The organism is Cobetia sp. MB87, from assembly GCF_011319755.1.
Taxonomy (GTDB): domain Bacteria; phylum Pseudomonadota; class Gammaproteobacteria; order Pseudomonadales; family Halomonadaceae; genus Cobetia.
Map to the genome: position 1 here is coordinate 43,365 of NZ_VFBC01000012.1, position 20,890 is coordinate 64,254.

The 20,890-nt window shown below is 64.1% G+C and carries 17 protein-coding genes; 5 read left to right on the forward strand and 12 right to left on the reverse strand.

Features of this window, described 5'->3' with window-relative positions:
• Nucleotides 1–30 precede the first annotated feature (30 nt).
• Both dprA and CDPAHKCJ_RS12950 read right to left on the reverse strand, forming a co-directional pair.
• Nucleotides 31–1,299 (reverse strand): DNA-processing protein DprA, encoded by a 1,269-nt coding sequence (gene dprA / locus CDPAHKCJ_RS12945; RefSeq protein WP_346773927.1) that lies wholly within the window; start codon nt 1,297–1,299, stop codon nt 31–33.
• A gap of 102 nt (nt 1,300–1,401) precedes the next feature.
• The gene (locus CDPAHKCJ_RS12950) at nt 1,402–2,454 is read right to left on the reverse strand and encodes a LysM domain-containing protein (RefSeq protein ID WP_166020149.1); all 1,053 of its coding nucleotides are present in this window, start codon (nt 2,452–2,454) and stop codon (nt 1,402–1,404) included.
• Nucleotides 2,455–2,709: 255 nt separating this feature from the next.
• On the opposite strand from CDPAHKCJ_RS12950, the gene def reads away from it, so the two are divergent.
• From def to CDPAHKCJ_RS12975, 5 genes are all read left to right on the forward strand, one after another.
• Nucleotides 2,710–3,219: a peptide deformylase gene (def, locus tag CDPAHKCJ_RS12955; RefSeq protein ID WP_043333797.1), complete on the forward strand. Its 510-nt coding sequence runs from the start codon at nt 2,710–2,712 to the stop codon at nt 3,217–3,219.
• A 185-nt stretch (nt 3,220–3,404) separates the two neighbouring features.
• Nucleotides 3,405–4,409: a methionyl-tRNA formyltransferase gene (gene fmt / locus CDPAHKCJ_RS12960; RefSeq protein ID WP_166020151.1), complete on the forward strand. Its 1,005-nt coding sequence runs from the start codon at nt 3,405–3,407 to the stop codon at nt 4,407–4,409.
• Nucleotides 4,406–5,857, forward strand: coding sequence for a 16S rRNA (cytosine(967)-C(5))-methyltransferase RsmB (rsmB, locus tag CDPAHKCJ_RS12965; protein WP_166020152.1), 1,452 nt, complete (start codon nt 4,406–4,408; stop codon nt 5,855–5,857). Before fmt ends, rsmB begins: the two co-directional genes overlap by 4 nt.
• A 160-nt stretch (nt 5,858–6,017) precedes the next feature.
• Nucleotides 6,018–7,391, forward strand: a complete 1,374-nt coding sequence (gene trkA, locus CDPAHKCJ_RS12970; RefSeq protein WP_043333795.1) for a Trk system potassium transporter TrkA — start codon at nt 6,018–6,020, stop codon at nt 7,389–7,391.
• Between the two features lie 94 nt (nt 7,392–7,485).
• Complete coding sequence (locus CDPAHKCJ_RS12975) at nt 7,486–8,934, forward strand: TrkH family potassium uptake protein (RefSeq protein ID WP_043333794.1); 1,449 nt, start codon at nt 7,486–7,488, stop codon at nt 8,932–8,934.
• 100 nt (nt 8,935–9,034) lie between these two features.
• On the opposite strand, the gene CDPAHKCJ_RS12980 is transcribed toward CDPAHKCJ_RS12975, so the two are convergent.
• From CDPAHKCJ_RS12980 to CDPAHKCJ_RS13025, 10 genes are all read right to left on the reverse strand, one after another.
• Complete coding sequence (locus tag CDPAHKCJ_RS12980) at nt 9,035–9,946, reverse strand: DTW domain-containing protein (protein ID WP_166020154.1); 912 nt, start codon at nt 9,944–9,946, stop codon at nt 9,035–9,037.
• 99 nt (nt 9,947–10,045) lie between these two features.
• Nucleotides 10,046–10,990: a bile acid:sodium symporter family protein gene (locus CDPAHKCJ_RS12985; protein ID WP_166020156.1), complete on the reverse strand. Its 945-nt coding sequence runs from the start codon at nt 10,988–10,990 to the stop codon at nt 10,046–10,048.
• A gap of 82 nt (nt 10,991–11,072) precedes the next feature.
• A complete protein-coding gene (locus tag CDPAHKCJ_RS12990) occupies nt 11,073–11,822 on the reverse strand; it encodes a Sir2 family NAD-dependent protein deacetylase (protein ID WP_052384572.1) in 750 nt (249 codons plus the stop codon).
• Between the two features lie 54 nt (nt 11,823–11,876).
• The gene (gene aceK / locus CDPAHKCJ_RS12995) at nt 11,877–13,655 is read right to left on the reverse strand and encodes a bifunctional isocitrate dehydrogenase kinase/phosphatase (RefSeq protein ID WP_166020157.1); all 1,779 of its coding nucleotides are present in this window, start codon (nt 13,653–13,655) and stop codon (nt 11,877–11,879) included.
• Between the two features lie 218 nt (nt 13,656–13,873).
• Nucleotides 13,874–14,839, reverse strand: a complete 966-nt coding sequence (gene ttcA / locus CDPAHKCJ_RS13000; RefSeq protein ID WP_166020159.1) for a tRNA 2-thiocytidine(32) synthetase TtcA — start codon at nt 14,837–14,839, stop codon at nt 13,874–13,876.
• 244 nt (nt 14,840–15,083) lie between these two features.
• A complete protein-coding gene (locus CDPAHKCJ_RS13005) occupies nt 15,084–15,305 on the reverse strand; it encodes a hypothetical protein (protein WP_043333792.1) in 222 nt (73 codons plus the stop codon).
• A 462-nt stretch (nt 15,306–15,767) separates the two neighbouring features.
• The gene (locus CDPAHKCJ_RS13010; RefSeq protein WP_166020160.1) at nt 15,768–16,412 is read right to left on the reverse strand and encodes a 3'-5' exonuclease; all 645 of its coding nucleotides are present in this window, start codon (nt 16,410–16,412) and stop codon (nt 15,768–15,770) included.
• A gap of 28 nt (nt 16,413–16,440) precedes the next feature.
• Nucleotides 16,441–18,417: a DUF294 nucleotidyltransferase-like domain-containing protein gene (locus CDPAHKCJ_RS13015; protein ID WP_240916809.1), complete on the reverse strand. Its 1,977-nt coding sequence runs from the start codon at nt 18,415–18,417 to the stop codon at nt 16,441–16,443.
• A gap of 151 nt (nt 18,418–18,568) precedes the next feature.
• Entirely contained in the window at nt 18,569–20,371 is a 1,803-nt protein-coding gene (locus CDPAHKCJ_RS13020) for a sodium:solute symporter family protein (protein WP_166020162.1), read from the reverse strand.
• A gap of 90 nt (nt 20,372–20,461) precedes the next feature.
• Nucleotides 20,462–20,719 carry a DUF4212 domain-containing protein gene (locus CDPAHKCJ_RS13025; protein WP_166020164.1) on the reverse strand — a complete coding sequence of 86 codons (258 nt, stop codon included), beginning with the start codon at nt 20,717–20,719 and terminating at the stop codon, nt 20,462–20,464.
• Nucleotides 20,720–20,890 lie beyond the last annotated feature (171 nt).

The window sequence follows — 20,890 nt, forward strand, 5'->3', positions numbered from 1 at the left end:
CTGCCAGGTCGGCGACTTTTGCTCAGAACGTCAGAGCCGTTTCCAGCCACCCGGCGCCTGCATGACTCGCCCCTCGAGTTCCAGTTCCAGCAACTGCATGCTCAGCTCGCTGACCGAGGTGCCACTCAGCTCGACCAGCTTGTCCAGCGCCAGCGGCACCGCCCCCAGAAAGCACAACGGTGCCGCCTCCTGACTGACAGGGGGTGTGGCTGCCTGCGAGACTGGCATCTCGAGCGATGGCAGGGGCAGTGACAATGCAGCGTCGCGGGTGGCTGAACGCGAGGTTGAGAGAGAGCCCGCAGAGACGGCAGCGGGCTGCCTGGATGACGCCACCCGGGCCTGCGTTGACGGCGGCTCGGTCGAGTGCGCCGGCAGCAGATGCTCGAGTTCCGCCAGCATGTCATCGACATCGCGTACCAGCGTTGCCCCCTGACGAATCAGCTCCAGACAGCCGCTGGCAGTGATGTCATCGATGCGTCCCGGCAGCGCGAACACCTCGCGATTCTGCTCCATCGCCAACCGAGCACTGACCAGCGAGCCACTGCGCAGCGTGGCTTCGACTACCAGCACGCCAAGTGACAGGCCAGTGATCAGCCGATTGCGGCGTGGGAAATGACGCGCATGCGCGCCGGTGCCAGGCGGGTGCTCCGAGAGCAGCAGGCCGCCGCCCTCCAACAACCGTTGGCGAAGATGATGATGCTGAGCGGGATAGACCACATCGACCCCACAGCCAAGCACCGCCAACGTCGAGGGACTGGCCGCATAGTCGTGTGCGCCGAGGCGCGCTGACGCCGTGAGGGCCCCCTGATGCGCCGCGGCATCGACTCCCAGCGCCAGCCCACTGGCGACACTCCAGCCACGAGAGACCAGCTCCGCCGCGAAGTCATGCGCATGCCGCAGGCCTGCCTGGCTCGCCTTGCGCGCGCCGACGATAGCCAGCATGGGCAACTCAAGCAGCGACTGCCGCCCCAGCGCCCAGAGCGCCAACGGCGGGTCCGGCAGGGTATCAAGCATGGCTGGCCACTCGTGGTCAGCGGGGGTGAGCAGGTGATAGCCCTGTGCCGGCGCATGCCAGGCAAGGTCTGTCATCACCTGCTGATAGAGCGGCGAGGATTCGGGGCGCTCGCACCACAGGCGCAGCGGTGCCGCGAGGCGTGGCGGCAATACGGCCAGCCAGCCCTGCGGCCAGTCGGCCCGCTCACGCAGCTTGGCCGCGGTATGCGTGCCAAAGCCCGGCAGGCGCGCCAGAAAGACGAAATCCGCCCGCGAGGGGCCGCGTTGTTCGACATCGATCGACACGCCACACCTCCCGAGCGGATTATTGACTCACCCTGGTTGTTCACTTCAGCACGACGAGTCGTTTCACCACGCCGAAGCTTGCGAGTGACAGGGAGCTTTCGATCAGCCGTGGGGCTCCAGCAACTTGTCACCGACGCTCAAGGGGCGTGCTGCCTGCATCACCAGCGCGTAGCTGACCTTGTCGTAGATACGAAATACCATCACCAGGCCACCTTCCTCACCGGGCAGGGTGATCGGCTCACCGGTGACGGGGTCGGTGATCGTCTCGCCACGGCGCTCGATACCGAAGACGTATCCCGGCTGGATGCCTTCTCGGCTGCCGCGATTGAGCGCCACGATGTCATTGCGACCGATGTTGCGCAGCCCATCGGGGGCCGCGAGGATGACGCCCCCCACATCTTCTTCGGGCGGCTGCGGCTGGAAGCTGGTGGTGATCGCACCACCGTCCGCCGGCAACAACAGATCACCATTGAGAATCTCGCGATTGGCCGACAGCACACGCAGCACGCCGATATCGCCTTCGCGACGCTCAAGCTTGATGTCGCCGATGCTGATCATCTCCAGCCCCAGAAACTCCTGAGTGTCCGGATCCAGGTAACGCTGCCCCTTGCGGTAGACGCTGTAGGTGTCATTGGAGGACCAGTTGCCACGGGCGTAGATGGTATCGCCGGCACCGCTGATCAGGCGGGTGTCATCCCCGGCCACGATATAGGGCGCATCGGTGAGCAACGCCGGGTCAATCACGCGATGCTCTTTCAAGAAGGCCGAGATCTTCTCCAGCGGAATCGGTGGCACCGCCTCGCGCTTGGGAATCTTGCGAATCTGGGGAGACAGCTTGACGACACCGCCCTGGCCGCGCTCCAGACGCAGACGTGGCTCGCCATTCTCGTAGTAGAGCGAGATGCGATCGCCCGGATAGATCAGGTGCGGATTCTTTATCTGCGGATTGGCGCGCCAGACTTCCGGCCACAGCCAGGGCTCACGCAGAAAGCGCCCGGAGATGTCCCAGAGCGTATCGCCACGCACCACCACGTAGGTGGAAGGTACGTCATCACGCACGGTTGCTGCCTGTGCCAGCGACATCCCTGCGCTTGCCCCCAGCGTCGCCATGCCGAGGAGTGCCGTAAAGACGGCATTGCCGACCAGTCGTTTCATGCCCATTCCTGCGTCCCTTGCGTTATTGCCACCCATCGCTCGGTGGTGATGGTCTTGTTCTGAACTCCGCACCGCGCAGACCCGCTCTGCCCCGCGCCTGGTGGCTGCTGACCCCTGTCCATCGCCATGTCAGATCAATCCTGACTATTGCCGCGATAGTAGCAGCATTGACGGCATTCGGTTCCGTTCCTCGCTTGCGCACACTACAATATCAGGCAAATCCTTTCTGACAGCACAACGGTAATTACACCAGCCATGGCCAAACGCGAAATCCTTGAATTCCCTGATGAGCGTCTGCGCAACGTTGCCGCCCCGATCGACACGATCGACGCCGAGCTGCAGACCCTGATCGACGACATGATCGAGACCATGTATGACGCCCGCGGCATCGGCCTCGCCGCGTCACAGGTCGACGAGCATCGCCGTCTCATCGTCATCGACGTCAGCGAAGATCAGTCCCAGCCGCTGGTGCTGATCAACCCGGAATACACCCCGATCGGTGATGAACAGCAACCGATGCAGGAAGGCTGCCTGTCGATTCCTGAATATTATGCCGAAGTCCCGCGCTATCTGAAGGTACGGCTCAAGGCTCAGGACCGCAACGGCGATGCCTACGAACTGGAAGCCGATGGCCTGCTGGCACATTGTATCCAGCACGAGCACGACCACCTGCAAGGCAAGCTGTTCGTCGACTACCTCTCCCCGCTCAAGCGTGATCGGGTGATGAAGAAGATGCAGAAGCGTCACAAGCTGCAAGAAGCCTGATCCCTCACGCTCGGCCACACGGCCGATATTGAGCGCATGGCGGCACCGCACGAAGGCCGAGGGCATCCCCTCGGCCTTCGTGCGGTTACTGGTCCATCAGCCGCGCCTGCCGCGCTGGCCGTCCTGCCGCAACCGTCAGCACCTTGAGCACGGCCGCCTCCGTGCTCCTACATGAGTCATAGCACATGTCGAAAGCCCTGCGCATCGCCTTTGCCGGCACCCCCGATTTCGCCGCCGAGTGTCTGTCCGCCCTGCTGGGCAGTCGCCACGAGATCATCAGTGTCCACACCCAGCCTGACCGCCCCTCCGGGCGTGGTCGCAAGCTGACCCCGGGCCCCGTCAAGCAGCTGGCACTCCAGCACGATATCCCTGTCCATCAGCCGCTCAACTTCAAGGACGAGGCCGATCGTCAGATTCTGTGCGACCTCGAGGCCGACATCATGGTGGTGGTGGCCTACGGGCTGATCCTGCCGCAGGCGGTGCTCGATATCCCGCGCCTGGGCTGTCTGAACATCCACGCCTCTCTGCTGCCGCGCTGGCGCGGTGCCGCGCCGATCCAGCGTGCCATCGAAGCCGGTGACAGCGAATCCGGCGTCACCATCATGCAGATGGATGCCGGCCTGGATACCGGTGACATGCTGCTGATCCGCCGCACCCCGATCACCGCCAGCACCACCGGTGGCGAGCTTCACGATGCGCTGGCGGCCCAGGGAGGTGAGGCCATCGTCACGGCTCTCGACGCCATCGCCGCCGGCGACCTGCCCGCGACCCGCCAGCCGGAAGACGGCGTGACCTACGCCGCCAAGCTCTCCAAGGCCGAGGCCGAACTCGACTTCACCCGCCCTGCCGCCGAGCTGGACGCGCGCATCCGCGCCTTCAATCCGTGGCCGGTGGCCTGGACACGCCTTGAAGGCGAGCCGCTGCGCCTGTGGATGTCGCGCACCGGCGAGCAGCGCCTCACCGACAGCGTGACGCCCGGCACCCTGCTGGCACCCGGCAAGGATTGCCTGCGCATCGCCTGCGGCAATGGCCATGAGGTGCTCGAGATCACTCGCGCCCAGTTGCCCGGCGCCAAGCCGCTGTCCGTCAAGGACCTGCTCAATTCCCGTGCGGCGCGCTTCCCCGAGGGCCTCGTCCTCGGCGCAGATCACGCCCCTGATACCGATTCCCAGACCGAGACTTCCGCATGAGCCAGTCAGACACCCCGTCCTCCAAGGGCAACGGCAAGAAGCGCAACTCCCTGCCGCCGGCCCGCAGCAAGGGCGGCGCTCACAAGCATGGCGGCGCCCGTCGCAAGCCTGACAATGCACCGGCCTCGCCGGGCGCTGCGGTGCGTGTTGCCGCTGCGCGGACGCTGGCCCCGGTGCTGGCCGCGCGCACCTCACTGAACCTGGACAGCCTGCCGTCCGGCGTCGCCGGGCGTGACCAGGGGCTCTACAAGGCACTGTGCTTCGGCGTCTGCCGTCAGCTGCCGCGTCTGGATGCCTTGGCGGGCAAGCTGCTGAAGTCGTCCTTCAAGTCGCAGGATCAAGACATCCACGCCCTGCTGCTGCTCGGCCTCTATCAGCTGCTGTACATGCGCATCGCCCCGCACGCCGCCGTCGGTGAGACCGCTGGCGCCGCCCGTGGCCTCGGCAAGGGCTGGGCCACCGGCGTGCTCAACGCCTGTCTGCGTCGTTTCCAGCGTGAGCAGGAAGCGCTGGAAGCCGAGGTCGACAAGGACCCCGCCGTCGCCCTGTCCCATCCCCAGTGGCTGCTGGATACCTTCCAGCGCAACTGGCCGGACGACTGGCAGGCCATCGCCGAGGCCAACAATGCCCAGGCGCCGATGACCTTGCGCGTCAATGTCTCCGCCATCAGCCGCGACGACTACCTTGCCCAGCTGGCGGAAGCCGAGATCGAAGGCGTGGCCTGCCCGTTCGCCGAGCACGGCATCACCCTGACCAGCGCCTGCGACGTCAGCGCCCTGCCGGGCTTCGAGGAAGGTCTGGTCAGCGTGCAGGATGAAGCAGCACAGCTGGCCGGTCAGCTGCTGGCACCGGCCGTGACCGCCATCAACGCCGAAGGGGAAGGCGTGCGCCTGCTGGATGCCTGCACCGCGCCGGGCGGCAAGCTGGCGGACATGCTGGAGCGCTTCCCGGGCCTGGACGCCACCGCCATCGACATCGACGGCGAGCGCCTCGAGCGCGTGGAAGAGACGCTGGAGCGTCTGGAGCTGGGTGCCGGCGTCGTGTGTGCCGATGCCAGCGAACGCGACTGGTGGGACGGCGAAGCCTTCGACGTCATCCTGCTCGACGCGCCCTGCTCCGGCAGTGGCGTCATCCGTCGTCACCCGGACATCAAGCTGCTGCGTCGCCCGAATGACATCGGCGATCTGGCACGCCTGCAGGGCAAGCTACTGGCCAATCTGTGGGGCATGCTCAAGCCCGGCGGCACCCTGGTCTACGGCACCTGCTCCATCATCACCCAGGAAAACGCCCGCGTGATGGACCGCTTCCTGGCCGCGACACCGGACGCCAAGGCCGAGACCATCAAGGCCGACTGGGGCCGTGTCTCCGGTGCTGGCCGCCAGATGCTGCCACAGGTCAATGGTCACGACGGCTTCTACCTGGCCCACATCACCAAGGCCAGCGCCTGACCACAGCCAGGTGAGCCGTGTCGGCGCGACGTCCGTGATGACATGAGACGCCACGCCTGACATTCCCGGACAGCCGCGCCCCGACTCTCGGGGCGCGGCTGTCTTCCGTCCTGGCACTGGTTTATCCTGTGCCGACTGAGCAACAGCGGACGAGCCGGACATGAAAATCATCATTCTGGGCGCAGGTCAGGTCGGCGGTACGCTCGCCGAACACCTGGCCCATGAAGAAAATGACATCACGGTGGTGGATACCGACAGCGAACGGCTGCGCGAGCTGCACAACCGACTCGACATCCGCACGGTCACGGGGCCGGCGAGCTATCCGCAGATCCTGCGGCAGGCGGGTGGCGAGGATGCCGACATGCTGATCGCGGTGACCAACTCTGACGAGGTCAACATGATCGCCTGTCAGATCGCCCATAGCCTGTTCCACACGCCGACCAAGATCGCGCGCGTGCGCTCGACCGCCTATCTGACCCGCAAGGGCCTGTTCTCGCATGACGCCATTCCGGTCGACGTGCTGATCAGCCCCGAGCAGGTGGTGACGGACCACATCCGCCGCCTGATCGAGTATCCCGGCGCCCTGCAGGTGCTCGACTTCGCCAATGGCGTCGCCCAGCTGGTCGCGGTGAAGGCCTATTACGGCGGGCCACTGGTCGGTCAGGAGCTCGGTTTCCTGCGTCGCCACATGCCCAACGTGGATACCCGCGTCGCCGCCATCTATCGTCGCAACCGCCCGATCATCCCGCGCGGTGACACCGTGATCGAAGCCGATGATGAAGTCTTCTTCATCGCGGCACGCAAGGACATCCGTACCGTGATGGGCGAGCTGCGACGCGTCGATCGCAACTTCCGCCGTGTGGTGATCGCCGGTGGCGGCCATATCGGTGAGCGTCTGGCCGAGACGCTGGAGCACAGTCATCAGGTCAAGATCATCGAGCACTCGCTGGCGCGTTGCACCGACCTCTCCGAGCGCCTCGATCGCACCGTGGTCCTGCACGGCAGCGCCACCTCCAAGCGTCTGTTGCTGGAGGAGAACATCGAGGATTGCGACATCTTCTGCGCGCTGACCAACGACGACGAGGTCAACATCATGTCGTCGATGCTGGCCAAGCGACTCGGCGCCAAGAAGGTGCTGACGCTGATCAACAACGCAGCCTACGTGGACCTGGTGCAGGGCGGCGAGATCGACATCGCCATCTCGCCCCAGCAGGCAACCATCGGCGGCCTGCTGACCCACGTGCGCAAGGGCGACATCGTCAATGTCCACTCGCTGCGCCGTGGTGCGGCGGAGGCCATCGAGGCCATCGCCCACGGCGATGAGCGCTCCTCCAAGGTGGTAGGCCGACGCATCGAGGATATCAACCTGCCGGAGGGCACCACCATCGGTGCCGTGGTACGCGGCAAGGAAGTGCTGGTGGCGCATCATGACCTGGTGGTGGAATCCAACGATCACGTCATCCTGTTCGTGGTCGACAAGCGTCGCATCCGCGAGGTGGAGCGTCTGTTCCAGGTCGGGTTGACCTTCTTCTGATGCCGGCCTCCATGACTTCCGCCCCCCGCTCGCGCCCGCCCCGAACATCATTCGGCGGCTTCGCCACCCTGCGCCTCTCCCGGGGAGGCGCCGCATGAGTCTACGCGTGATCTCTCGCATCCTCGGTATCCTGCTGATGCTATTCAGCCTGACGCTGGTGCCGCCGATGCTGATCTCGAGGGTCTTCGAGGACGACACCCTGAGTGCCTTCGCCGTGGCGATGGGCATCACCCTGCTGACCGGTTTCGCGCTGTTCTACCCCAATCGGCACGCCCGCAAGGAGCTGCGCAACCGCGATGGCTTCCTGATCACGGTGCTGTTCTGGACCGTGCTGGGCGCCTTCGGCTCGCTGCCCTTCCTGCTCGCCGAAGACCCGAACCTGACCATCATCGATGCCATGTTCGAGTCGTTCTCGGGGCTCACCACTACCGGCGCCACGGTGATGACGGGGCTCGATCTGCTGCCCCACTCCATCCTCTACTACCGCCAGCAGCTGCAATGGCTGGGCGGCATGGGGATCGTGGTGCTGGCGGTGGCGATCCTGCCGACACTCGGCATCGGCGGCATGCAGCTCTACCGCACCGAGATTCCCGGCCCGCTGAAGGATTCCAAGCTGACGCCGCGCATCACCGAGACGGCCAAGGCGCTGTGGTACATCTACGCTGCGCTGACGCTGGTGTGCTTCGCCAGTTACTGGGCGGCCGGCATGAGCTGGTTCGATGCCCTGGGCCACAGCTTCTCGACCGTCGCGGTCGGTGGCTTCTCGACCCACGACGCCAGCATCGGCTACTTCGATTCCGCCAGCATCGAGATGATCTGCGTGTTCTTCATGGTGGTGTCCTCGATCAGCTTCGGCCTGCACTTCGCCGCCTGGCGCGAGGGCCGAATCAGCCATTATCTGCGTGATCCGGAGACACGCTTCTTCCTGATCCTGCTGCTGATCCTGACCTGCGTCACCATCGCCGGCCTGCTGCTCACCGGCAGCTACGATGACAGCAAGGCACTGCGCCACGGCCTGTTCGAGGCCGTCTCGGTAGCCACCACCACCGGCTTCGGCGTCGCCGATTTCACCGGCTGGCCGGGCGTCTTGCCGATGATGCTGTTCATCGCCGCCTTCATCGGCGCCTGCTCCGGGTCCGCCGGTGGCGGCATGAAGGTCATCCGCATCCTGCTGATCCTCAAGCAGGGCGTGCGCGAGATCCATCGTCTGATCCACCCCAATGCCATCCTGTCGGTCAAGGTCGGCAAGATGCGAATCTCCGAGGGCGTGGCTGAAGCGGTGTGGGGCTTCTTCTCCGTCTACCTGATGCTGTTCGTGCTGATGATGCTGGGCATGCTGGCCACCGGGCTTGACCAGGTGACGGCGTGGTCAGCGGTCGGCTCGGCGCTCAACAATCTGGGGCCGGGGCTGGGTGAAGTCGCGACCCACTACGGCGATATCCCGGGGGCCGCCAAGGGCATCCTGATTCTCGCCATGCTGCTGGGACGTCTGGAGATCTTCACCATCCTGGTGCTGTTCACGCCGGCCTTCTGGCGGCGCTGACAGCCGCGCTGATAACCCCCAACGCGCCGAGAGCATCACCTTGAACGCAAACGCCCCCGCCGGAGGACTCCGACGGGGGCGTTTCGTTGTGACGCTTCGACTATGACTCGCCGCTAGTGGCGTCACGGCGCGCCAGCAGGCGGCGCATCGGCGCGGTCGGCTCCAGCACATAGTGGATGCGGCTGGCACGATAGCAATCGTTGAAGGCATCGAAGTAGTCATCCAGCACGCTGGCCGCGTTCTCCTCCCCCGCCTGACGCAGCAGCTCCGCCGCCACTTCCGCCGTGCACAGGTGCGCCTCGGAAGCAGGCTTGCGCAGGTGATAGCGGGTCAGGCGCTGAGTGTGCAGCGGCAATACCGGCAGGCCGTCCAGATAGGGGCTCTTGCGGAAGATGCGCCGCGCCTGGCGCCAGGTGCCATCGAGCAGGATGAACACCGGAATGCGTGCCTCGCCACTGGCGGTATGCGTCGCCACATCGGTGCCGACGCCGGCGATGGCGTTCACGTCGACCACGCGATCGGCGTAGTCGGGCTGGTCGTCCGGGAAGATGATGAAGGGCTGATAGCGCTCATCTTCCAGCAGCGCCAGCAGGCGCGGGTCCGGCTCGACGCGATACCAGCTGAAGACCTCGGTGCCCGCCAGCACGTCCGTGATCAGGCGCCCGGTATTGGTCGGCTTGTAATGCTCCAGCGGGTGGGTGATCAGCCAGAACTTGATCCGCGACTCGGCGGTGACCTGATAGGGACACAGGCAATTGAGCCTGGGCAGGCGGCACGCCTCACAGCGAATCACCTGACTGCCGCGCGCCTTGAACTCGCGGCGCGGGTGCCGCCCGTGCCACGCCTCCGGCTCGCCACTGGGCAGCGTGGTGATGCCACTGCCTTCGCCTGGCGCGACGGTGTCGATTGCCACAGCGTCGCCATCGGTGCTGGAGGCGACAGCGGAAGCAGAGTGAGGCGCACAGGCGGCGATATCGTCGCCATCAGCCGGCGGGGGGCGGGAATCACACATGATGAGCAGTCAGAACCAAAGAAAAAGGGACGCGCATTCTAGCATGCGCGTCCCTTTCTCCCATTCTTCTGTTCCGACTCAGGCTGCCGATTCGCGGGATCAGACCTCGTAGCGGTGCTTGCTGCCGGTCACGAACTTGGGCGGGCGACGCTTCCAGTAGCCTGCCAGCAGCGACCCCGAGACATTGTGCCAGATGGAGAAGATCGCCCCCGGCAGCGCCGCCGTGGCGGAGAAGAACTGACTGGCCAGTGACGCCGCCAGGCCGGAATTCTGCATGCCGACCTCGATGGCGATGGTGCGCGAAGTGCGTTCATCCAGTCCGAACAGGCGCGACAGGCCATAGCCGGCGCTCAGGCCGATGGCATTGTGTGCCACGACCGCCAGCGCGACCAGCGGGCCCAGCGTGGCGAGGCGCCCGACGTTGAGCGAGACCACGATGGCGATGATCAGCACGATGGCCAGCATGGCCAGACTCGCCAATGCCGACTCCCACTCGCGGATCAGGTCACGCGCGAAGTGATGCACGACCACGCCGAGCACGATGGGGGCGACCACCAGCTTGGCGATGCTCAGCAGCATGCCGCTAACCGGCACGTCGATATCGGTGCCCAGCAGCCACCAGGTCAGCAGCGGCGTCATCACGATGGAGAGCAGCGTCGAGGCCATGGTCATCGAGACCGATAGCGCCACGTGTCCGCCAGCCAGCCAGGTCATCACGTTGGAGGAGGTCCCCCCTGCCGTGGCGCCGACCAGCACCATGCCCACCGTCAGGGCCGGGTCCAGCCCCAGCAGACGCGCGATCAGGAAGGCGGCCAGCGGCATCACGCTGTACTGCAGCAAGAGCCCCAGCGCGATGGGCCCCGGTCGGCGTGCCACGCGCATGAAGTCGTCACGTGACAGGGTCAGGCCCATGGCGAACATGATCAGCGCCAGCAGAGGCTGAATGGTGTCCTTGAGCGCCACGAACGGCGTCGGAGCCACCACGGCGATGCCGGCAAAGACCAGCGCCCACAAGGGGAAGAAACGATTCAGCGTCTCGAACATGCTTTTCACTTTTCGGTCGCCCGGGGCATCGATTTCCCGGAAATTGCTGGCCCGCCTCCCATGGCAGGCCTGAAGGCGCGCATCATAACGTATCAGGCAGCCCCAGGTGGCCCTGATACAACCAATGGCGCACAAGGCGCGGTACTGCCTGCCCGGCACTTTCGGCCAGCGGCAGCACGCCGGGCTCGGCCAGTTCATCGGCATTCGGGTCGACCAGCACGATGGGGGCATCCAGCGGTGCTGCTGCATAGAGGTTGGACGCCGGCATGACCTTGAGCGAGGTGCCGACGATCAACAACAGGTCCGCCTCGGCGGCGATCTCCTCGGCGACCGCATAGAGCGGCACCGCCTCACCGAACCACACCACGTCCGGGCGCAGCTGACTGCCCTTGTCACACAGGTCTCCGAGGCGAATGCCACCACGCGGCAAGGGATAGCGCAGGCCGTGATCGACGCTGGAGCGCGCCTTGAGAATCTCGCCATGCAGATGCACGACCTCGCGCGAGCCCGCTCGCTCGTGGAGGTCATCGATGTTCTGGGTGATGACCGAGACGCGAAAGCCGTGCTGCTCAAGCTCCGCCAACGCCTTGTGGGCCGCGTTGGGCCTGGCGCGTCGTACCTGGGTGCGGCGGTCATCGTAGAAGCGCAGCACCTGCTGGGGGTCACGTCGGAAGGCCTGCGGCGTCGCGATGTCTTCCAGGCGATGCTCTTCCCACAGGCCATCCTCGGCGCGGAAGGTGCGCAGGCCGCTCTCGGCACTGATGCCGGCGCCACTCAACACGACCAGATGGCGTCCGTGACGTGCACCGGGGTCCTTGAAGCCTTCACTCATCTAGCACTCTCTCTGGCGTTGGACAGGATCGAACAGCGGGCATGACGATCACATTCAGTCATCGATGAAGTCCTGACTGCGATCGACACCGAAGCGCCGCTTGTTGCGATAGGGATAGACATCGATCACGCGCCCTTGCGCGATGGCGTCCTGCAGGCCACGCCACCAGCTGGCCTGGAAGATCTCGGGATGCAGCTCGTAGAACAGCTTGCGCAGCTGGAGGTCGGCAAACAGGAAGGGGCCGAACTCTTCGGGGAAGATGTCATTGGGCCCCACCGAATACCAGGGCTCGCTGGCCAGTTCCTGCTCAGGGTAACGTGCCTCGGGAATCTCGCGGAAGTTGCACTCGGTCAGGTAGCTGATCTCGTCGTAGTCATAGAAGACCACCCGCCCGTGGCGCGTGACGCCGAAGTTCTTGAGCAACATGTCGCCGGGGAAGATGTCAGCCGCAGCCAACTGCTTGATCGCGTTGCCATAATCATTGAGCACCGCGCGGGTTTCCTCGGCGTCACACTCCTCGAGATACAGGTTGAGCGGCGTCATCATGCGCTCGGTATAGCAGTGTCGGATCAGCACCTTGTTGCCGCGCAGGCTGATCGAGGAACTGCACACCTCCAGCAGCTCTTCAAGGCAGGCCGGGTCGAAGTGGTCCTTGCCGACGGTGAAGTTCGAGAATTCCTGCGTATCGGCCAGTCGCCCGACGCGATCATGGCGTTTCACCAGACGGTACTTCTCGCGCACCTGATCACGACTCATGTCCTTGCCGGGGGCGAAGCGGTCCTTGATCAGCTTGAACACCAGCCGGTAACTGGGCAGCACGAAGACCGCCATCACCATGCCGCGCACGCCGGGCGCGATGATGAACTGATCGGAGCGACTCGCCACATGCTGGTTGAGGCCGCGGAACAGCTCGGTCTTGCCATGCTTGTAGAAGCCGATGGCGGCGTACAGCTCGCCGATGGGCTTCTCGGGCATCAAGGTCTGCAGGAACCCGACCACCTCACCGGGTACTTCGATCTCGACCTGAAAATAGGCCCGCGTGAAGGAGAAGATGATCGAGACCTCTTCCGGCTCGATGATCACGGTATCCAGATAGACACCATCGCGCTCGGTATGCAGCACCGGCAAGACCAGTGGCAGGGTCTGGCCGCCACCCTCGATGCGCCCGACCAGATAGGCCCCCTTGTTGCGATAGAAGACGCTGCGCAGCATCTCGAAGGCGGCGTCCGGCGCATCGCGTACCGCCTCAGGCAGCGTCGCGAGCAACATCTCGGCGCCCAGCGTCACATCGCGCCCCTGGTGCTCGAAGGCGATCCCCAGCGGCGCCTCGTCGAGCACGGATTCGAGTGCCCCTGCCCAGTCACCCTCGACCGGAACGCGATGGCTGATGCTCAAGCCGGAATGGCGTGCCGGCCCCTGGCGGGATGGCGAGACGAACATCCAGTCATCGCGGATGTGGCGATGGGAAAATACGCTGCAGAAGATGGAGTTGTAGAAGGTCTCGGCCAGCTTGTAGTCGAGGCGTTGATCGATCAGGGCCATGTACTGCCGCTTGGCCTCGCCCCACAGGGTGCACTCGCACAGGCGCTCGGGCTCGAAGGCACGCTCCAGCCGCTCCATGGTGGCGGCGACCTTCTCATCGTAGAGGTTGATGCGCGCGGCGGAAGCCTGCTGTGCCTCACGCCAGTCGGCCTCGATGAAGCGCCGCCGCGCGTCGCTGGAAATCTGCTTGAAGCGTGATCGATATTCATCGAAGCCATGCAGCACGGTCGTCGCCAGTCGCTGGCCCTGCTGGCCATTGCCGCGCTCGTCACTGTCCACATCATTGCCCATCGCCGCCTCCCTGCCCTTCAGTCACCTGACATGACCAAAGCATGCGGACTGTCGCGCCAGCAAGCGAGACGACAATGGTCGCGGGCCTTCAACCCTGACTCACGCTACGTGCGACATCCTCCAAGATCGGAATGGCAACCTGGCGCCCGAAATGCAGAACGCCACCCCGCAAGCGAGGTGGCGCTCATGATGTCTGACGATGGCCAGGGGTGCGTGGCTTACAGCTCATGCCCCAGCGAGGCCGCCGAGTCGGCCAGCGGCTTGACGCGGCGCTCGGCCTCGAACAGATCATCAGCCATGCCGGCCTGCTCGGAATTCATGTCCAGCGCATCGATACGCGATGCCTGGAAGCGGTCACGCTGCTCGTCCAGGCCCGCGAAATCGAACAGGTCGCGGTCTGCCAGATGTGATGGCGCCACCGAGGTGACGGCATGGAACATGGTTTCCAGACGCCCCGGATGCTTCTTCTCCCAGTCCTGCAGCATCTCCTTGACCACCTGACGCTGCAGATTCTCCTGCGAGCCGCACAGGTTGCAGGGGATGATCGGGAATTCGCGGGCGTTGGAATAGGCCTCGATATCCGATTCACGACAGTAGGCCAGCGGACGGATCACGATATGGCGCTGGTCGTCGGAGAGCAGCTTGGGCGGCATCGTCTTGAGCTTGCCACCGAAGAACATGTTCAGGAACAGCGTCTCGAGGATGTCGTCGCGGTGGTGGCCGAGGGCGATCTTGGTCGCACCGATCTCGGTGGCGAAGCCATATAGAGAGCCGCGACGCAGGCGCGAGCACAGCCCGCAGGTCGTCTTGCCCTCCGGCACCTTCTCCTTGACGATGGAATAGGTGTCGCGCTCGAGGATGTGGTACTCGACGCCCACCGACTCGAGCCATGCCGGCAGCACATGTTCCGGGAAGCCTGGCTGCTTCTGATCGAGATTCACTGCCACCAGCGTGAACTGCACCGGCGCATTGCGCTGCAGGTTCATCAGGATATCCAGCATGGTGTAGGAATCCTTGCCCCCGGACAGGCACACCATCACCTTGTCACCATCACGGATCATGCCGTAATCGGTGATGGCGGTACCGACATTGCGCCGCAGGCGCTTCTGCAACTTGTTCAGTTCGCGCTTGGCAGTGGCCGCATCAGTGGGGCTGGACGAAAGCTCGCTATCGGGTGTGAACATGGGGCATCAGGCTGGCAGTTTGGAAGGGCGCACAGTCTAGCATTGGCCAGTAGACGGTCACAGAGGCAGCATGCTTCAGGCGGTGTGGCCTGCAGCTGTCAGGCAAGGTGGCGTGACGCCGACGCAAGATACGCCAACGCCCGCAGTCAGCGGGCGTTGGCGTATGGCATGCGCCGTGGGGAAGCGCGGCGCTTGCAGGACGTCCGTGCAAGCTAGAAAAGGCGCAGACTAGAACGGGCGCAGGCTAGAACAGACGCAGCACTTCCAGATAGCGGATCACCACCCCGCCCAGCATCACGAGGATACCGAAGCGTTGCAGTCTGAATTCAAGCGCAGTGAGCGCAAGCTTGCGAGACCAGAACATCAGCACACCGCGCATGTCCTGTGTCCGGCGAATATAGAGGCCGTAGGCAAACAGCACGATGGCCAGGCCGAGAATCAACAGCGTATTGGTCGCGATCAGCATGTCGCACCTCGTGGGCAAGTACCCCTGAGTCATAAGGAAGGCAATCGCGGGCGGATGCCTTATCTGAAGCCGGGCCCCGAGCAGATGCCCGGGGCCCGACAGTCATCACCTGGCGCAGTGATGACGATCCTGAAGAGAATGATTCCGTCCTCAGGCCTGACAGAGGCTGGCTGACAGCAGGTCCTTGTCACGCATGGCCTTTGCTCGCTGTCGCCGCTTCATTATGGTTATCAAAGCTGCTCGGTCTTGCATCCTGCATGGCTTGGCCGTCCTGCTGGCCGGTAGTGCACTGGCGTGTAATCAGAGTCGACCTCTCGCCGCAGCGGGCGTGTCGTATGGGAGCCAGTGTGGACAAAGGCAGTGAGCCGGGCCATTGGACATTCCGGCAACAGACCTTGGAATAATAGCCTTGAGGATGATGTCGGCTGATGAGACCTCTGATACCTGGCCTATAGGCCCCGCTCAGGCCTGGCTGGCCAGCGAGGGCGACAGCGGTGCCTGCATCAGGCGCTGCGCCATCAGCGCACTGGTCACTGCGTCCCCCAGCGCACTGTGGCGACCGATCACCGGCACGCCCAGGGCGTCAGCCATCGCCTCGAAACGCAGGTCCGGGGCGGCATCCGGCTGCTCATGCTTGCAGCGCCGAGCGTAATCACGCGCGAGATCATGACGCTGGTTGGGCAGAGCAAAGCCGAAACGTGGCCGCAGGTGACGGTTGATCACCGCGACATCGAAGTCGATGCACCAGCCCACCAGCGGGCGATTGCCGATGAACTCCAGCAGCTGCCGTAGTGCATCCCCCAGCGCTTCTCCACCATGCAGATCGATACCGCGCAGACGATGGATACGGATCGAATCGCCCTGCAGACCTTGCGGGCATTGCAGGTAGAGCGACAACGCACTGGAGGTATGGATATGGCGCGCATCGAAACGCACCGCCGCCAGCGAGACCAGCTCGGCGTGGCCGACATCGAGACTGGTGGTCTCGCAGTCCAGCGCCACACGCTCCCCGCCCCGCTCGGCGGCATGCCAGGGACGAAAGAGTTCGGCGAACTCGCCCTGCGCATGGCGACGACGATCACTGGCGCGTCTCAGTTGTTCGAACATGCCACCTCCCCTCGGCCATGAGGCCGGTTCAGTATTCCAGGTGATAACGATGTGACAGGCGCTGCTTGAAGTCCTTGACCCGACTCAGGGCATCTCGCAATAGATCACGCTCCAACGAGGACAGCGACTGGGTGATGATCAGGTTGCGACTCTTCGCCTCACGCGCCGCCGCGGTCGTGTCCTGGCCATCCTTTCGCGAGTCGCTTTTCCCGCCAGCGCCAGCCGCCGCGCCATGTTCATCCTCTTCCAGATGGCGCAGCTGCTGGCGCAGACGCAACTCGGCGAACAGCGACAGTGCCTCGGCAAGGTCGGCACTGTCGCTGGCCTCGATACGCCCATCACTGACCAGCGCCTCAAGCCGCGCGAAGGTGCCAGTGGCCATCACTCCACGTTCCAGCGCCATGGTGCGAACACCATGCACGATGGGGAAGATGCCGCCCTTCTTGATATCGATGCCGTGGCGCGGCGAGCGCAAGGAGCCGAACAGCGTCAGCGGGGTCGAGAAATGCAGCGCCGGGCGCGCGAAGTGCGACAGCAGCAGTTCATCGCGCGTGGAGTGGCGCACCAGGTGTGCGCGCAAGCTGTCGACCAGCGCTTCATTGCCGCCGCTGGCGCGCGCATCGAAGACGATGGCCAGATTCATCAGCGCCTCGCCATCGCGCCCGGCGCACCAGCGTGCGATCTTGCCGCGCCAGCGCGACTCGGTGGCGACCCACTCCGGATTGGAGACCATGATGTTGCCCGGGCATGGTGGATAGCCGAGGCCCGCCAGGGCGTCACTGAAGCGCTGCAGAGTGTCCTCGTTTTCAGGCCACTGGTGGCCATCGGCGATGATCAGCCCATTGTCCTGATCGGTCTTGAGTATCTGTTCGCCGCGCCCTTCGCTGCCCATCAGCATCAGGCAACTCGAGGCTCGGTGCTCCTCCTCCACCAGCATGGCGAAGGTGCGCTCGATTAGGCGCCCGTTGAGCGCACTCAACAGCGCCATGGCATGGCGCATGTGCACCCCCTGCATCGCCAGCGCTCTGACCATTTCCGGCAGACGCGCACTGGCCTGCTCAAGCGCCGCCATGTCAGAGGCACGCTCGATCTCGAGACTCACCAGCTGACTGCGATTGGAGAAGAACCCCAGCACGTCGGTCAGCTCGATGACCCCGACGACCGCCGCGTCAGGCGTCAGGCGCTCCTTGACCACGACTCGCGCGACCCGGTGGCGGGTCATCTGCACCAGCGCCTGGAACAGATACTCCTCCGCCGTGACCGCCACCAGCGCAAAACTGCCCAGCGAGGCGAGCGGATGGCTGGGCGCCAAGCCCTGAATCACCAGCGCATTGAGCAGGTCCGTGCGTGTCACCACGCCCTGACGCCCCTCGACAGTGATGATCAGGCTGTCCGCCCCCGCCGTCTGCATGGCCTTGACGCCCTGCTCGATACTGGCGCTGGCCGCCAGCTTGAGCGGCGGACGCATGCAGTCCATCACCCGCGCCAGCATGAAGCCCGCCTGGTCGCGACTCGCCCCCTGACGGGTATCACGCTGCGCCGCCAGCAGCCGCGCCTTGTCACTCAGGCTGTGCTGGAAGTACTCACCGAAGGCAGGACACTCCTCGCACAGCGAGAAGAACAGCTTTGCGGGCAGCTGGTAGCACAGCGTCTCCTGCTCGCAGACGAAGCGGGTACGGCAATGGCCATTGAGCAGCGTCAGCGCCCCGAACAGGTCCCCCGCGGTGTAATGACCGATGCGCAGGCTGACCCAGGCATCCAGTCCCTCGCGCTGCGCCTTGTCGAGCGTGGCGGCGTCCGGCAGTGCCGAATCGGCGGCCAGTTCCGCCACCTCGCCCTTGTGAATGATGTAGACCGCCTCACCGACGGCCCCCGGCACCAGCGGCTGCGCCAGCGCCTCGAAATAGTGAAGGTCCACCCCTTCGGCCAGCCGTTGCCGAAGACGCTCATCCAGCAGGCTGAACGGCGGCTCCTCGAACGCGATATCCACCAGTGACGCTTGCATGACAGCGACTCCCCTCTGCGCACGCACCGCTGATCGATGCACGAGCCCTCAAACCACGAGGCCCCGCCTGCAGGTGCAAGACGGGGCTTCGGGAAACGGGGGCCTGCTCGCGCCGCTGCTGCGTGCTCGCGAACAGACCCTGCTGCCTGAATCAGTGATCCACTGCTGTTCCGGCCCCGCGCGGAACACGAATGTCCTCGACGATATGCTGGATGTGCTCGGGCGGCGGCGGGGTCATCTTGCAGACGATGACCGCGACGACGAAGTTGAGCACCATGCCCAGCGAGCCGATCCCTTCCGGCGACACGCCCAGCAACCAGTTCTCGGCGCTGTTGAGTTCCGGCGAGATGAACTTGAAGTAGACGATATAGCTGAAGGTGAACACCAGGCCGACCAGCATGCCCGCGATGGCACCTTCCTTGTTCATGCGCTTGGAGAAGATCCCCAGCAGGATGACAGGGAAGAAGCTCGACGCCGCAAGCCCGAAGGCAAAGGCCACCACCTGCGCCACGAAGCCTGGCGGATTGATGCCGAAGTAACCGGCGATCACAATGGCCACGGCCGCCGCCATGCGTGCCGCCACCAGCTCCTGCTTCTCGCTGATATCAGGCTTGAAGGTCTTCTTGAGCAGGTCATGCGAGATGGCTGACGAGATGACCAGCAACAGACCGGCCGCCGTCGAGAGTGCTGCCGCCACCCCACCTGCCGCCACCAGTGCGATGACCCATGCCGGCAGGTTGCCGATCTCCGGGTTGGCCAGCACGATGATGTCGCGGTCGATGTAGACCTCGCTCTCGTTGTCGGTGGGCGTGTTGCTCACCAGACGCTGACCGTGCTCACCGCGTGCTGCCTGGCTGTCGGCGCTGCCTTCATAGCTCGGCTTGCCCGCGAAGGGGTCACCGCCACGCATCTGGATGATGCCGTCGCCATTCTTGTCGACCCAACCGATCAACCCGGTGTTCTCCCAGTTGTAGAACCAGCCCGGCAGCTCCTCATAGGCCGTCTCGTTGACGGTCTCGACCAGATTCACCCGCGCGAAGGCGCCAACGGCCGGCGCAGTGGTGTAGAGCAGTGCGATGAAGAACAGCGCCCAACCGGCGGAGATACGCGCATCCTTGACCGTCGGCACCGTGAAGAAGCGCACGATGACGTGGGGCAGGCCAGCGGTACCGCACATCAGCGCGGCGGTGATGAAGAAGACATCGATGGTGGACTTGGAACCCTCGGTGTACTCGCGGAAGCCGAGATCGGTCACCACCTGATCAAGCTTGTGCAACAGATAGACGCCAGTATCGTTGCCTTGTGCATCCACCAGGGTGCCGCCGAAGCCGGTCTGCGGCAGCACGTGCCCCGTCATCATGATCGACAGGAAGACCGCAGGTACCAGGAAGGCGAAGATCAGCACACAGTACTGGGCGACCTGGGTATAGGTGATGCCCTTCATGCCGCCGAGTACCGCGTAGAAGAAGACGATGGCCATGCCGATCACCACGCCGACATTCACGTCCACCTCGAGGAAGCGCGCGAAGACGATGCCGGTGCCGCGCATCTGGCCGGCGACATAGGTGAAGGAAATGAAGATGACGCAGACCACCGCCACGGTACGCGCGACGCTGGAGTAGTAACGGTCACCGACGAAGTCAGGCACCGTGAACTTGCCGAACTTGCGCAGGTACGGCGCCAGCAGCATGGCCAGCAGGACGTAGCCACCGGTCCAGCCCATCAGGTAGACGGAGGCGTCATAGCCGACATAGGCGATGATGCCCGCCATCGAGATGAACGAGGCCGCCGACATCCAGTCAGCGGCGGTCGCTGCCCCGTTGGCGATGGGGTGAACGCCACCCCCGGCGACATAGAATTCCTTGGTGGAACCGGCTCGCGACCACACCGCGATCCCGATATAGAGCGCAAATGATGCGCCCACGAACAGATAGGTCAGCAGTTGAACATCCATTGGCAGTGTCCTTGGCGATGTCGATCATATTGTTCTTATTCACACAACGGCGCGTCACGACGAGCGGCCTGCGCCCGGCGTGTCACTGACTCATTGCTCGTGAACATCGAAGCGCTCATCGAGCTTGTTCATCGAACGGGCATACAGAATGATCAGTGCGAGGAAGAAGTAGATCGCTCCCTGTTGCGCAAACCAGAAGCCCAGCTTGAAACCGAAGAACTGGATGTTGTTCAACACGTCCACCAGCAATATCCCGCATCCATAGGACACCATGAACCAGACCACGAGATAGCCCATGATCAGTTTGATATTGGCGGACCAATACGCCTTGGCATTCGCTTCCTTCATGATGGTGTTCTCGCATTGTTATTGTGATTGGCGAAATGAAGTGATTGGCGATCCAGAGATCGATGATCATCCGTCAGCGGATGATCCTAGCTCAGAGGTTGATGGGTATTTCCTGTGCCTTTTCAGGCATGACAGGAAACTTGGCGACTCGAATCTGACAGTAGACAAGCC

Coding starts and splice junctions, on each gene's coding strand:
- CDPAHKCJ_RS12950 (WP_166020149.1), bottom strand. CDS start 2,454: ATGAAACGACTGGTCGGCAATGCCGTCTTTACGGCACTCCTCGGCATG.
- def (WP_043333797.1), top strand. CDS start 2,710: ATGGCCAAACGCGAAATCCTTGAATTCCCTGATGAGCGTCTGCGCAAC.
- fmt (WP_166020151.1), top strand. CDS start 3,405: ATGTCGAAAGCCCTGCGCATCGCCTTTGCCGGCACCCCCGATTTCGCC.
- rsmB (WP_166020152.1), top strand. CDS start 4,406: ATGAGCCAGTCAGACACCCCGTCCTCCAAGGGCAACGGCAAGAAGCGC.
- trkA (WP_043333795.1), top strand. CDS start 6,018: ATGAAAATCATCATTCTGGGCGCAGGTCAGGTCGGCGGTACGCTCGCC.
- CDPAHKCJ_RS12975 (WP_043333794.1), top strand. CDS start 7,486: ATGAGTCTACGCGTGATCTCTCGCATCCTCGGTATCCTGCTGATGCTA.
- CDPAHKCJ_RS12980 (WP_166020154.1), bottom strand. CDS start 9,946: ATGTGTGATTCCCGCCCCCCGCCGGCTGATGGCGACGATATCGCCGCC.
- CDPAHKCJ_RS12985 (WP_166020156.1), bottom strand. CDS start 10,990: ATGTTCGAGACGCTGAATCGTTTCTTCCCCTTGTGGGCGCTGGTCTTT.
- CDPAHKCJ_RS12990 (WP_052384572.1), bottom strand. CDS start 11,822: ATGAGTGAAGGCTTCAAGGACCCCGGTGCACGTCACGGACGCCATCTG.
- aceK (WP_166020157.1), bottom strand. CDS start 13,655: ATGGGCAATGATGTGGACAGTGACGAGCGCGGCAATGGCCAGCAGGGC.
- ttcA (WP_166020159.1), bottom strand. CDS start 14,839: ATGTTCACACCCGATAGCGAGCTTTCGTCCAGCCCCACTGATGCGGCC.
- CDPAHKCJ_RS13005 (WP_043333792.1), bottom strand. CDS start 15,305: ATGCTGATCGCGACCAATACGCTGTTGATTCTCGGCCTGGCCATCGTG.
- CDPAHKCJ_RS13010 (WP_166020160.1), bottom strand. CDS start 16,412: ATGTTCGAACAACTGAGACGCGCCAGTGATCGTCGTCGCCATGCGCAG.
- CDPAHKCJ_RS13015 (WP_240916809.1), bottom strand. CDS start 18,417: ATGCAAGCGTCACTGGTGGATATCGCGTTCGAGGAGCCGCCGTTCAGC.
- CDPAHKCJ_RS13020 (WP_166020162.1), bottom strand. CDS start 20,371: ATGGATGTTCAACTGCTGACCTATCTGTTCGTGGGCGCATCATTTGCG.
- CDPAHKCJ_RS13025 (WP_166020164.1), bottom strand. CDS start 20,719: ATGAAGGAAGCGAATGCCAAGGCGTATTGGTCCGCCAATATCAAACTG.